The organism is Suttonella indologenes (assembly GCF_900460215.1).
GTDB classification, from domain to species: Bacteria; Pseudomonadota; Gammaproteobacteria; order Cardiobacteriales; family Cardiobacteriaceae; genus Suttonella; species Suttonella indologenes.
In genome coordinates, this window is sequence record NZ_UHIA01000004.1 from 1102719 (window position 1) to 1115269 (window position 12551).

Consider the following 12551-nt stretch of genomic DNA (forward strand, 5'->3'; position numbering starts at 1 on the left):
TATGCCGACTGGTTTATTATTTTTCATCTTATTTTTATGTTTATGCTGTTCTGCATTCTTTTCTTCTTCTGAAACGGCGATGATGTCTTTAAACCGCTACCGTCTGAAGCACCGCGTTGAAGAAGGCGATGCGGCGGCAAAACGCGCCGAAAAACTGCTGAAAAGCCCCGACCGTCTTTTAGGTACGATTTTGCTCGGCAATAATTTCGTCAATATCTTGGCGACTTCTTTAGGAACGATACTGGGCTTGCGCTTATTCGGCGATTACGGCGTATTGGTTGCCACGATTAGTTTAACGATTGTCGTACTGATTTTTGCAGAAATCGCGCCTAAAACATTTGCCGCGATTATGCCTGAACGCATTGCCATGCCGGCTTCGCGCGTTTTACTGTTTTTAGTTGCCGTGCTTTATCCCTTAGTCTGGGTCTTAAACCGCCTTATTGCTCTGCTATTTAAACCTTTCGGCATAGACAGCCAAAGCAGTAACAAAGACTTGCTGACCAATGAGGAGCTGAAAACCATCGTTATGACCGCCGTGCCGCCCAGTGCTTCCGGCGATCAAGATATGCTGATAAACGTTTTAGAGCTGGAAGATGCGACGGTGGATGAAGTTATGGTGCCGCGCCAGGAGATTGTCGGCATCGATTTAAATGACAGTTGGGAGGATATCAGCGCGCAAATTCATCAAACCCGGCATAGCCGTTTGGTGGTCTATCGCGATCATTTAGATCAAGTGGAAGGTATTTTGCATCTGTGTGACATTATTTCCTTATATCGTGACGAGCGTTTTAATGTGCAGGCAATTACAGAAATTATGCGCCCCTGCGTATTTATTCCTGAACATACCTTATTGCGCCAACAGCTTCTGCTGTTTCGTCAGCAAAAACAGCGCGCCGGCTTAGTAGTGGACGAATACGGCGATATTCAAGGCATGGTTACCTTAGAAGATATTCTGACGCATATCGTCGGCGATATCAGCGAAACCGAAGAAGAAGCCCTGCCTGAAATCGTGGCGCTTAGCGAGCAGCGCTATGATGTACAGGGCGGCATCAGTCTGCGCGTGTTAAACCGCGAATTAGGGCTGCGTCTGCCTTTGGACGGCCCGAATACTTTATCGGGCTTGATTATCGAAACCTTGGGCAATTTCCCCAAAGTCGGTACGGAAGTAGCGTTAGAGGGCTGTATCGTGCGCGTGAAGGCATTTGCCAACGGCATTGTCGAGCAAAGCGAAATCGAGTTATTGCCGCCAGAGGACGAAGATAATTAATGTGGCTCATCCTATTGCTTATGCTTCTGATGCCGCTCTTGGCATGGAGCATTGTGCGTGCGGTATGGTTATTTCGCCTAAGACATATTGATGCTGACAATGAAATGCAAAGTCTGCCGGAAGAAAAACATTTCATGCAAATCAGCACTATCGTCTTATCCCTGTTATTGCTCATGTGCATACCCCTGCTGTATCAGGGCTATGTGCAATCGCGCCTGAATTACCAACTCATGCAGATGCCCTTGGTTGATGTGATGCGTGCCCACCGACCGCATATTTACGACAGCTTTGTCCAAGACGTGCGCCATGCCCAAGCGCGCGACAGCGACAGTGCGACACAGCACAATAAAATTTGGATGCAATATCTGCATGAATTGCGTCTGCAATGGCAGCGCGAACTGCCCTATGCTTCTTTAGACAGCGTCATGCGCTATATCCGCTACCGCTACAATGAAGCGGATACTTTAGGCGAGATTGCCGACGATCACTGCCGGCATATTGATTTTAGCGAACACAATCAAGCAGGTATTGCGGCTTCAGTGAATTTTATGCAGCGCAATGCCGGTTTTATTCAAGCCTTGATGCTCAGCGCTTTCGGCAGTGCGGATGCGCGTCATCGTATGAACTATTTGGAACAACGCGGTGCAGCGCGGCAATACCGCCAATTATTGGCGCAACTCAATCAGCAATTTGAAGGCGAAGTCATCAGCAGTATCGCCGAAGGCGGCTGCGGCTTTCAAAAAGCCTTTTATCTGGCGCTTTTGGATTATAACGAACGCGAAATGAGCCGCATCATGCGCTGGGTACTCTTGCAGCAAATTGCAGAAGCAGATAGAAAGGAACTCTCCGATGGAAAATAAAACAAGACGTTTGCGTGATTATGCGGCGATTTATTTCAAAGGCATGGCGATGGGGGCGGCGGACGTCGTTCCCGGCGTATCGGGCGGCACAATTGCCCTTATCGCCGGCATTTACGAAGAATTGATCGGCAGCATCGCCGCCATTAAGCCGCAGCTGTGGCAGCTGTGGAAAAAACAGGGCTTTGCCGCTCTATGGCGGACGATCAACGGCAATTTTCTCTGCGCCTTATTGGCAGGTATCGTGTCGGCGATTTTTCTCTTAGCCGGCATCATTAAATATTTGCTGTTGCAGCAGCCGGTCATAATTTGGGCGTTTTTCTTCGGACTGGTGGCATCAAGCATATGGTTTTTATACCGCAGCATTGCGCATTGGGATGCCAAAAAAATAATGACTGCCGCGATAGCCTGCATTGCCGCCTTAATTATCGTATACCTGCCGCCTGCCGCTGCTGCCGATATTTCCCTTGCCTACCTCTTTTTCTGTGCCATGCTGGCAATTTGCGCCATGATTCTGCCCGGTATTTCAGGCTCTTTTATTTTGGTTCTGCTCGGGACTTATGAATTTGTGATTGGCGCGGTACATGATAAAAATCTCACCGTCATCGCCGTATTTATCGGTGGTGCCTGCATCGGACTGCTGAGCTTCGCGCAAATATTAAAATACCTGTTCGCCCATTATCACGACATCACTTTAGCCGCATTGACGGGCTTTATCATCGGCTCATTAGTCAAAATACAGCCTTGGGCGCATATGCCTGCCGAGGCAGGTTGGTTTATGCAAAGCATAGTGCCGCTGTTTTTTATCGCATTAGGCGCCGGCGCAGTATTAACTCTAGAATATCTGGGCAAACGTTATCGCTGAAAATTTATTCCAATTTCTTTTGAATACGTTATGCTAGGCTGTTATGAAGATTTTTTCATAAGGAGCTGATATGGGATTGTTTGGCCGGAAAAATACGCAATTGAGCGAAGCGCAGATTTTAAAGAAAATCGATGCTTGGGACGATCAAGATAAAATCTGCGCGATTATTGATTTTGTCGAACCGCATTTGAGTAGCTAGAGAATATCAAAATGGGAGCGAAGGCTCCCGTTTCTATGGGCGGCAGATTAACCTGCCGCCATTTTTTTGCCTTCAATCAATCCTGCTTGAATGGTTTCATGCAGATTTTGAATATCGCCCTGCACGGGTTCGGGCGCTTCGGCACTTTGTTCTTGGCGGATGCTGCTGTCGGATGCTTCATACTGCAAAATCGTCAGCACGGGAAAGTGATCGGAACCGATTTTGGGTAGACGGCGGATTTTGACCAAACTGAAGCAGGGGCTGTGGAAGATATGATCCAATGCCCAACGCAGAAAGGGCAGTTTGGCATGGAAGGTATTGACGAAATAGCGCCCGATGCGCGGATCCAATAAGCCGGAAATGCGGCGGAAAGCGCGGGTAGTGCGTGACCATGCCACATCGTTCAAATCGCCGAATAAGATTGCCGCCTCATCGCGTTCGCGAATACATTTACCGACTAATAAAAGCTCGGCATCGCGCGTGATGGATTTATCGGCTTCGGTGGGACTGGGCGGCATGGGGTGCAGACCGTAGAGCCAAACGATTTTGCCGTTGCGTAGGCGGATGCGGGTGTGAATGGAAGGAATATCTTCAACGACAAGATATTGCACGCTCGGCTCTATCAGCGGCAATTTGGAATAAAGGTGCATACCGTAGAGATTATCCAAGGGTACTTTGACGCTGTGCGGATAATCGGCGTCCAAGCTGTCCAAATGCTCTTGCCAAATATGGTCGCTCTCTAAGGTCAATACGATGTCGGGATTTTCCGCTTGAATCAGCGCCAGCAGGGCTTGGTAGTTCTGATTGGGCGTTAATACGTTTGAAACCAATAGACTCAAGCGCGCATCAGGCAGTTCTTCTTTTGCGCCGCGCACTTGTTTTTTCCACAACGGCGTATAAGGCAGAACCATTGCCGATTCATAGCTAAGAGCGAGTAGACTGCCTATAGCCAAGGCATATTGCCATCCTCCCCATTGGGAATAATGCCAGAGCAGGACGGCAAAAGCGCTGCCGCCGATGGCGATGCTTTGAATGCGCGGAAAATCCGCCGCGCGTATCCACCAGCGGTCGGAGGGAATCAGTCCCCATAGGCTGATGAAAACGAGCAAAGCACAGAGAATTTGAGCGCAGAGATACATGTTTAGGTTCGCGGTAAAGTGACGCCGGTTTGCCCCTGATATTTGCCTTTGCGGTCGCGGTATGAGGTAGCGCAGACTTCGTCGGATTGGAAAAAGAGCATTTGCGCCACGCCTTCATTGGCATAGATTTTGGCGGGCAAGGGGGTGGTATTGGAAAATTCCAGCGTGACATGTCCTTCCCATTCGGGTTCCAGCGGCGTGACGTTGACGATGATGCCGCAGCGCGCATAGGTGGATTTGCCGAGGCAGACGGTCAAGACGTCGCGTGGGATACGGAAATATTCTACCGTGCGTGCTAAGGCGAAGCTGTTGGGTGGAATGATGCAGACATCGCTTTTTACGTCTACAAAGCTTTTGGAATCGAATTGCTTGGGATCGACAACGGCGGAGTTGATATTGGTGAAGATTTTAAATTCGTCGGCGCAGCGCACGTCATAGCCGTAGCTGGATGTACCGTAGGAAATGATGCGCTCGCTCTCGCGGGAAGAAATCAATTGCGGCTCGAAAGGCTCGATCATGCCTTGTTCTTTTGCCATTCGCTGTATCCAGCGGTCGTTTTTAATGCTCATATTTATCGCTCGATGACTATTTTGGGGAAGACTTGCGAGAATTCTTTGCTTTTTTGCGCCAATTCCCAAGCGCTGCGCAATGCCATGCGGCGGTAGTGTTGCGCGGCGGCACTTTGTGCTTCGGCAAGGACAATCGGCGTACCTTGATCGGCGCATTCGCGAGTCGTCATGTCGAGCGGCAACTGCGCTAATACGGGCAGATGGTATTGCTCGGCAAGGGCGATACCGCCTTGATTACCGAAGATATGGCTTTCATGACCGCAATTCGGGCAATGAAAAACGCTCATATTTTCCACCAGTCCTAAGCAGGGAATGCGGACTTTGTCGAACATGGCTTTGGCGCGTTTAACGTCCAATAAGGCGATGTCCTGCGGCGTGGTAACGATAATTGCGCCGGTCACAGGGATGCTTTGCGAGAGCGTCAGCTGAGTGTCGCCTGTACCGGGGGGAAGGTCGATAATCAGGTAGTCGAGGCTTTTCCAGTTGCATTCGTTAAGCAGCTGAATCAGAGTTTGGGTAACCATCGGACCGCGCCAAATCATGGCGGTGTTTTCTTCCACGATGTCGCCAATCGAGAGGGTCTGCATGCCGTGGCGGATGATGGGTTCCATGCTTTTGCCGTCTTTGGTTTCGGGGCGTTGCGCGCCGCCGAGCATGACGGCTTGGCTGGGACCGTAAATATCGGCGTCTAAGATACCGACGCTGGCGCCTTGCAGGCTTAAGGCAGCCGCCAGATTCACGCTGACGGTGGATTTGCCCACGCCGCCTTTACCGGAGGCGACGGCAATGATGTTTTTCACTTCGGGCAGCGGTTTCAGCCCTGCTTGGACTTGATGTTTGGCGATTTTGCTGAGGAATGTAATATCGGCGACGCTTATGCCCTGTGCCTGCAAATGCTCGAGCAGGGCTTTTTTCAGCCGCTCGGCATCGGCATTGAGGAAAAAGCCGCATTGGATTTCAATGTGTTCGCCCTCTTGTTTGATTTTGCAGCCGCTGAATAAGGTGCAGCCGCTGTCTTCGTCGTAAAAGCCGTGGATGATTGCTTCGATTGTCATATATTATCCTTCTTTATGATTGTGCCGAACCAGATGTGAAAGGCGAGCCATGCTTGGTTTTCCAGCATGGAATAGCCGTCTGCAATCTGCGTGCAGCCTTGTGCCGCCGCCCATTGCATGAAGGGCGTTTGCTTGCCGTACATCATGTCATAGCATAGGGTTTGTTCGTGTAATGTAGTAGGGGATAGCGTGAATGCGCTGTCGCCGAGTCCTGCGCTAGTGGCATTGATGATGAGATCATAGCCCTGTGCAGGATGCTCGACTGCCGCCACGCGCTCAGCATATAAGTCGGCAAGCGCACGGGCTTTGTCGGGACTGCGGTTTAATATGTCAATTTGCGATACTTGCGCTTCTAAAAGCGGCAGTATGACGCCGCGTGCCGCACCGCCTGCACCGAGCAATAAGAGACGTTTGCCGCTTAAGTCGATGCCGTGTTGCTGCGAGAGCGCGCGGACTAAGCCGCGTCCGTCGGTATTATCGCCGCAGAGTTCGCCGTTTTCCATCCATAAGGTATTGACCGCTCCTGCGGTGCGGGCATAGGGGCTGTGTTGTTGTGCGAGGGCGTAAGCCTTTTCTTTAAAAGGCAGGGTAATATTCAAGCCGTGTCCGCCTTGGGCGAAGAAGTCCTGCACGACGGCGGTAAAATTTTCCTCTGTGGCAAGGATTTTATCGTATTGCAAATCGATGCCCTGTTTGGCGGCAAAGGCGGCGTGAATCTGCGGCGATTGAGAATGTACAATGGGATTGCCGATAACGGCGCAGCGGTAAGTCATGCCTGTCCTTGTTGGCGGAGAAGGTTAGCGGCGGCTTTGGCATGATAGGTGAAAATCATGTCGGCACCGGCGCGTTTGAAGGCAAGCAATGTTTCAAGCGTGACTTTGTCGCGATCCAGCCAGCCATTGGCAAATGCCGCTTCTAGCATGGCGTATTCACCGCTGACCTGATAAACGGCGGTGGGAAAGGCAAAAGTTTCCTTGGCGCGGCGTACGATGTCCAGATAGGGCATGCCGGGCTTGACCATCACAAAATCCGCACCTTCACTGATATCGAGCGCGATTTCATGAAGGGCTTCGTCGCTGTTGGCGGGATCCATTTGATAGGTGAATTTGTCCGCTTTGCCCAGATTACCGGCAGAGCCGATGGCATCGCGGAAAGGTCCATAGTAGCTGCTGGCATATTTGGCGGAATACGCCATAATGCCGGTATTGACGAATCCCGCCTCTTCAAAAGCGGCGCGGATAGCGGCAATACGTCCGTCCATCATGTCGGAGGGCGCGACGTAATCTGCACCGCAGTCGGCATAGAGCAGGGCTTGTTTGACCAAGATTTGATTGGTTACATCATTGATAATGTAGCCGCTGTCGTCAATCACGCCGTCTTGTCCGTGGCTGGTGTAGGGGTCGAGCGCCACGTCCATAAAGATACCCATTTCCGGAAAGCGCGCTTTAATCGCGCGAATGGCGCGCGGTATCAAGCCATTTTCATCATAGGCATAGGCAGCATCAAGGCTTTTATGCGCCTGCTCGATTTGCGGAAAGGGTGCAATTGCCGGAATGCCAAGGCTGAGCAGGGTCTCAATTTCATGCAGAAGCAAATCAATGCTTAAGCGTTCAATCTGCGGCATAGAAGCGATGGCTTGGTGCTGCCGCTTGCCGTCGCAGATAAAGACCGGCAGCACCAAATCGGAGGTGCTGAGTCGGTGTTCGCGCACAAGGCAGCGTGAGAAATCTTTAAAACGGTTGCGGCGTTTGCGGGTCGCGGGATAGTGGGTCGGGATAATTTGCATAATCTGTCAGTCTGAAAAATTTGCGCGGATTATAGCACATCGCCGTCGGCTAAATTGACGGTAAGGTTGCAAGGCTAGGTTTTTGCGAAAAAGCGCTTATAATTTGCTTTTTTTACACCGTACAAAGGAATTAACATGTTTCGTAAATTATCATTGATGGCTTTATTTGCCGCCGCTATTTTGCCTTTTAGCGCTAATGCGCAATTGAAATACGTCGAAGGGCAGGACTACATCGTCTTGGAAACGCCTATCGAGACGACCGACAAACCCAAAGTAATCGAATTTTTCTGGTTCGGCTGCCCGCATTGCAACAATCTGCGTCCGGCGGTAAACGATTGGTTGAAAGAGGGTTTCCCTGAGGGCATGGAATTTGAATTCATCCCTGCCTATATCGATTCCGAGATGTGGCAGCGTCCTGCTCGCGCTTATTACACCATGAAGGCATTGAAACTGGATTTATTTGACGCTTATTTTGAAGAAATCTTCACGGAGCGCAATCGCGGCATGTTGGGCAGCGACAGCGAAATCAAGGCTTTCTTTGTTCGCAACGGCATCAGCTCGGAAGATTTCGACAAAGCATGGAATTCTTTCGAAGTGAAGCAGCAATTGCAACGCGCCGAAAATTTATTCGATAAAACAGGTTTAGACGGCGTACCGGCTTTTGTCGTTAACGGCAAATACATCGTGCATCCTGCCGGCGACGGCAAATCTGCATACGGTCGCAGCTTCGACATCATTGAATCCTTAGCCAAATAAGGCAATGACAGCTCTTCTTTCAGACCGCGAACCGCTGTGGCAGTTCGCGGTTCGTTTTTTTCCGCATGTGCAATCTATGCAGGCGATGCAGGGCGATGCGGGGGCGCGCCGGTATTACCGCCTTGCTACCGGACAAGCGACGCCGGCAAGCGTGATATTGGTTGATAGCCGTGCAGACAAGTCAGGCTGTGCGCGTTTTCTGCGTTTGAGCGCCTTATTAAAGAAAGCGGCATTGCCTGTGCCGGAGATTTATGCCGTTAATGCCGAGGACGACTGCTTATTGATAGAGGATTTGGGCGATACCTGCTTAGACGCTGCCTTAGCCGCCGATGCCGAAGCCGCTATGCCGCCGCTTTTGGATTTGCTCGGCAAATGGCAGCGCAACACTTCGGCATTGCAGGGACAGATACCCGCCTATAGCGCGGACATTCTGCGCGAAGAATTGTCGCGTTTTGAAATATGGTTTTTGCCGCATTTTGTCGGCATTCCGACAAGTGCCGCCGCAAGTAAGGCTTTTGAACAAGAGGCGCAAAGCCTGATTCGGATGATTCTGGCGCAGCAAAGAGCGGCGGTGCATCGTGATTTTCATTGCCGCAATTTGATGCGCAGCCCCGATGGGCGACTGGTGTTAATCGACTACCAAGATGCGTTATGGGGAGCGGCAAGCTATGATGCGGTTTCCCTCACGCGGGATTGCTATGTTGTTTATAACAATGCGCAGCGACTGGCTTGGGAAGAAGATTTCCGTCGCCGCTATTTGCCGCATATCGACAGCGGGGATTGGCAAATCCATTGCCATGCCCAATCCTTGCAAAGACATCTAAAGATTCTCGGCTTATTTGTACGCTTGGCGATGCAGGAGGGCAAAAGCCGCTATTTGGCGAATTTGCCGCAGGTCTGGGCAAATACCCTCTGGGAAAGTCGCGCCTTAGCCGAACAATTGCCCTATATCGCTTCGCTGTGCGCTAATATGCAGGCGCAGGTGCACATGCAGTTTGAGCAAAGAGGATTATGATGAAAGCGATGATTTTGGCGGCAGGACGCGGTTCGCGTATGGGCGTATTAACCCAAAAAACCCCCAAGCCTTTGCTAAAAATCGGGAAATACCGTTTAATCGAATGGCAAATTCAGCGTTTGGCGGCTGCCGGCATCAGAGAATTTGTGGTTAATCTGGCGTATTTAGGCGAACAAATCGCCGCTGCCTTGGGCGATGGTAGCCGATACGGCGTGCAGATTAGCTACTCTCCCGAGCCCGAAGGCGGCTTGGAAACCGCCGGCGGCATCATTCAGGCGCTGCCTTTATTGGGCGAAGCGCCTTTCTTAGTCGCCAATGCCGATGTTTGGTGCGCGCCTGATTATCGGCGTTTTATCAGCGATTATCAGGAGCAAATGCTGGCGCATTTGCTCTTGGTGCCCACGCCTGCTTGGAAAAACAGCGGCGATTTCGATTTGGCGGGCGAACGCGTGATTATCGGCGACACTTATACTTTTGCCGGCATTTCCGTAATTCATCCGCGCCTGTTCGCCGGCGAAAACGGCGGCTTTTTAGCGCTGGCGCCTTTCTTGCGCCGCGCCGCGCAGCAAGGTAGATTGAGCGGCTGTTTATTTGCCGGTCAATGGCAAGACGTCGGTACGCCCGAACGTTTGGCTTCCTTGCAGGCGCAATACCAATAAGAATTGTGTTTAGCGCTATCGGCTTTTTATAAGCCTGTGATACCATACGCGCTGATTTTTTGACCCAAGAACCATTAGGAGTAAACATGGCAATTGAACAAACCCTTTCTATCATCAAACCCGATGCGGTCGGCAAAAACGTTATCGGTAAAATTTATTCCCGCTTTGAAGACCAAGGCTTGAAAATCGTCGCCGCCAAAATGAAGCAATTAAGCCGCGCGGATGCGGAAGGCTTCTATGCAGTGCATAAAGAACGTCCTTTCTTCAAAGATTTGGTGGATTTTATGATTTCAGGCCCTGTGATGATTCAAGTGTTGGAAGGCGAGAACGCCATCGCCAAAAACCGCGAAATCATGGGCGCGACCAATCCTAAAGAAGCCGCCGCCGGCACCATTCGCGCCGATTTTGCCGAAAGCATCGACGCCAATGCCGTGCATGGTTCCGATGCCCCTGAAACCGCCAAACAAGAAATCGCCTATTTCTTCAGCGCGGAAGAAATCTGTCCTCGTCAATAAAGATGACAGACAAAACCAATCTGTTTGATTTGCCGCGTCCCGCGCTCGAAGCATGGTTTGCCGAGCGCGGCGAAAAACCTTTTCGTGCGCGGCAATTGATGAAATGGCTGTATCATGAACGCGTCAGCGATTTTGACCTGATGACCGATATCAGCAAAACCCTGCGCGAACGCCTTAAACAAGAAGCGGAACTCGTATTCCCGCAAATCATTGTGGATAAAACCGCTTCCGACGGCACGCGCAAATGGGTCTTCCGCTATGCCTGCGGCAACAGCATCGAAAGCGTGTATATTCCGGAAGACGACCGCGGCACTTTATGTATTTCATCACAGGCAGGTTGCGCTTTGGCTTGTCCTTTTTGTTCGACCGCCCATGCCGGCTTTAACCGCAATTTAACTACCGGCGAAATTGTGGTGCAGGTCTGGATGGCAAAAGAATTATTAGGCTGCGAACGCAAGGGCAATCCGCGTTTAATCACCAATATCGTTTTGATGGGCATGGGAGAACCTTTGGTGAATTTCAACCAAGTCTTGCCCGCCACAGAAATTTTTATGGACGATTTCGGCTTCGGCTTATCCAAACGCCGCGTGACCTTGAGCACTTCCGGCATCGTGCCGGCAATTCATAAATTGCGCGAGGTCACGGATTTGAGTTTGGCGGTGTCTTTGCATGCGCCCACAGACGAATTGCGCAATCAAATCGTGCCGATTAACGAACGCTACGGCTTAGCCGCTCTATTGGAGGCCTGCAAAGCTTATGTAGAACACAACCGTCAGCACGGCGGCGTCACATGGGAATATGTGATGCTGCGCGATGTCAATGACCAGCCGGAGCATGCCCGACAATTGGCGCATCTATTAAAAGACGTGCCGGGCAAAATCAATTTAATTCCCTTTAACCCTTTCCCGGGTAGCAAATTCGAATGTTCGTCACGCAATACCATGATGAAATTCCAACGCTATCTCAGCGAACAAGGTTTTGTAGTCACGATTCGCAAAACCCGCGGAGAGGATATTGATGCCGCTTGCGGTCAGTTGGTCGGTCAAGTGAATGACCGCAGCAAGCGAGAGCGTAAATTACGACGAGTGGAGGAGAGCGTATGAAATTTTTAAAATTATCGGCAATAATGGCTTTGTCTCTTGGGCTAAGCGCTTGTACATCAACCATGACGACGACCAAAACTGTGGGCGGTTCTAGCGGCACTCAAGCGGATTATGGTCAAGCCTATCAAGATTATCTGCAATTGGGCGCCGAATATGTGCGCCGCGGACGCTATGATTTAGCAGAACCTAAGCTCAAACGCGCCATTGAAATTAATTCTCGTCCGCCCGAAGCATGGAACATTTTAGCGGTCTTATATGAAGAAAAACGCGATATTGCCGCCGGCGATCAAGTCTATCAAAAGCTTTTGGCCAGTCATCCGGACTATGCTCTAGGCTTTATGAATTACGCTACCTTTCTATGCAAATTTGACCGCAATCCGGAATTAGACAATTTATATGCGCGTATGCGCGCCAAAGGCGCCTCATTCTCGGCCTTATCTTATATTGCCGAAGGCAATTGTCGTCAAAGCAAAAATAATCTGGCAGCGGCTTCAAGCGCCTACCGCCAAGCCCTGACCTTTGACAACCATGCCGCCGGCGCTTTATTGCCATTAGCGGATATCGAATTAAGCCAAGGCAACTACCAAGCGGCTGCCAATTATGTCGAAGTCGTGCACACCTATATCGGCTATAGCGCCGAGAGCGTCCGCATCGGCATTTTAGCGGCACGCGGCTTGGGTAATGCGCAAAAAGAAAATGATTTAATGCGCGTGATGCGCGGTAGTTATCAGGGTTCGGAACAAGCAAGAACCTTAGGAATTTAAGC

15 protein-coding genes are annotated in these 12551 nt (G+C 50.7%); 10 read left to right on the forward strand and 5 right to left on the reverse strand.

The window, feature by feature from the left end; genetic code table 11:
* Position 1: 1 nt before the first annotated feature.
* From DYC63_RS09445 to DYC63_RS13425, 4 genes are all read left to right on the forward strand, one after another.
* A complete protein-coding gene (locus tag DYC63_RS09445) occupies positions 2-1267 on the forward strand; it encodes an HlyC/CorC family transporter (protein WP_281267773.1) in 1266 nt (421 codons plus the stop codon).
* Positions 1267-2127 carry a hypothetical protein gene (locus DYC63_RS09450; protein ID WP_112863912.1) on the forward strand — a complete coding sequence of 287 codons (861 nt, stop codon included), beginning with the start codon at positions 1267-1269 and terminating at the stop codon, positions 2125-2127. The genes DYC63_RS09445 and DYC63_RS09450 overlap by 1 nt, the downstream gene beginning before the upstream one ends.
* Positions 2117-2989, forward strand: a complete 873-nt coding sequence (locus tag DYC63_RS09455) for a DUF368 domain-containing protein (RefSeq protein ID WP_115218993.1) — start codon at positions 2117-2119, stop codon at positions 2987-2989. The genes DYC63_RS09450 and DYC63_RS09455 overlap by 11 nt, the downstream gene beginning before the upstream one ends.
* A gap of 70 nt (positions 2990-3059) precedes the next feature.
* On the forward strand, positions 3060-3188 hold the full coding sequence (locus DYC63_RS13425; RefSeq protein ID WP_281267774.1) for a hypothetical protein: 129 nt from the start codon (positions 3060-3062) through the stop codon (positions 3186-3188).
* A 47-nt stretch (positions 3189-3235) separates the two neighbouring features.
* Here DYC63_RS13425 and DYC63_RS09460 read toward each other — a convergent pair whose 3' ends face one another.
* From DYC63_RS09460 to hemB, 5 genes are read right to left on the reverse strand one after another with little or no spacing between them, the layout of a single operon-like run.
* Positions 3236-4327 (reverse strand): endonuclease/exonuclease/phosphatase family protein, encoded by a 1092-nt coding sequence (locus tag DYC63_RS09460; protein ID WP_115218994.1) that lies wholly within the window; start codon positions 4325-4327, stop codon positions 3236-3238.
* A gap of 2 nt (positions 4328-4329) precedes the next feature.
* Complete coding sequence (gene dcd, locus DYC63_RS09465) at positions 4330-4896, reverse strand: dCTP deaminase (RefSeq protein ID WP_115218995.1); 567 nt, start codon at positions 4894-4896, stop codon at positions 4330-4332.
* Between the two features lie 2 nt (positions 4897-4898).
* A complete protein-coding gene (gene apbC, locus DYC63_RS09470; RefSeq protein ID WP_115218996.1) occupies positions 4899-5951 on the reverse strand; it encodes an iron-sulfur cluster carrier protein ApbC in 1053 nt (350 codons plus the stop codon).
* Positions 5948-6724, reverse strand: coding sequence for a shikimate dehydrogenase (gene aroE, locus DYC63_RS09475; protein ID WP_115218997.1), 777 nt, complete (start codon positions 6722-6724; stop codon positions 5948-5950). The genes apbC and aroE overlap by 4 nt, the downstream gene beginning before the upstream one ends.
* Entirely contained in the window at positions 6721-7737 is a 1017-nt protein-coding gene (gene hemB / locus DYC63_RS09480) for a porphobilinogen synthase (RefSeq protein WP_115218998.1), read from the reverse strand. The genes aroE and hemB overlap by 4 nt, the downstream gene beginning before the upstream one ends.
* Positions 7738-7872: 135 nt before the next feature.
* On the opposite strand from hemB, the gene DYC63_RS09485 reads away from it, so the two are divergent.
* The 6 genes from DYC63_RS09485 to DYC63_RS09510 all read left to right on the forward strand — a co-directional run bounded on the left by DYC63_RS09485 (position 7873) and on the right by DYC63_RS09510 (position 12549).
* Entirely contained in the window at positions 7873-8493 is a 621-nt protein-coding gene (locus DYC63_RS09485) for a thiol:disulfide interchange protein DsbA/DsbL (protein WP_115218999.1), read from the forward strand.
* Positions 8494-8497: 4 nt separating this feature from the next.
* Positions 8498-9508 (forward strand): aminoglycoside phosphotransferase family protein, encoded by a 1011-nt coding sequence (locus DYC63_RS09490; protein ID WP_115219000.1) that lies wholly within the window; start codon positions 8498-8500, stop codon positions 9506-9508.
* Positions 9508-10167, forward strand: a complete 660-nt coding sequence (murU, locus tag DYC63_RS09495; RefSeq protein ID WP_115219001.1) for an N-acetylmuramate alpha-1-phosphate uridylyltransferase MurU — start codon at positions 9508-9510, stop codon at positions 10165-10167. The genes DYC63_RS09490 and murU overlap by 1 nt, the downstream gene beginning before the upstream one ends.
* Positions 10168-10253: 86 nt before the next feature.
* Positions 10254-10682: a nucleoside-diphosphate kinase gene (ndk, locus tag DYC63_RS09500; protein ID WP_115219002.1), complete on the forward strand. Its 429-nt coding sequence runs from the start codon at positions 10254-10256 to the stop codon at positions 10680-10682.
* Positions 10683-10684: 2 nt separating this feature from the next.
* On the forward strand, positions 10685-11785 hold the full coding sequence (gene rlmN / locus DYC63_RS09505) for a dual-specificity RNA methyltransferase RlmN (RefSeq protein WP_115219003.1): 1101 nt from the start codon (positions 10685-10687) through the stop codon (positions 11783-11785).
* Positions 11782-12549, forward strand: a complete 768-nt coding sequence (locus DYC63_RS09510; protein WP_115219004.1) for a tetratricopeptide repeat protein — start codon at positions 11782-11784, stop codon at positions 12547-12549. The genes rlmN and DYC63_RS09510 overlap by 4 nt, the downstream gene beginning before the upstream one ends.
* Positions 12550-12551 lie beyond the last annotated feature (2 nt).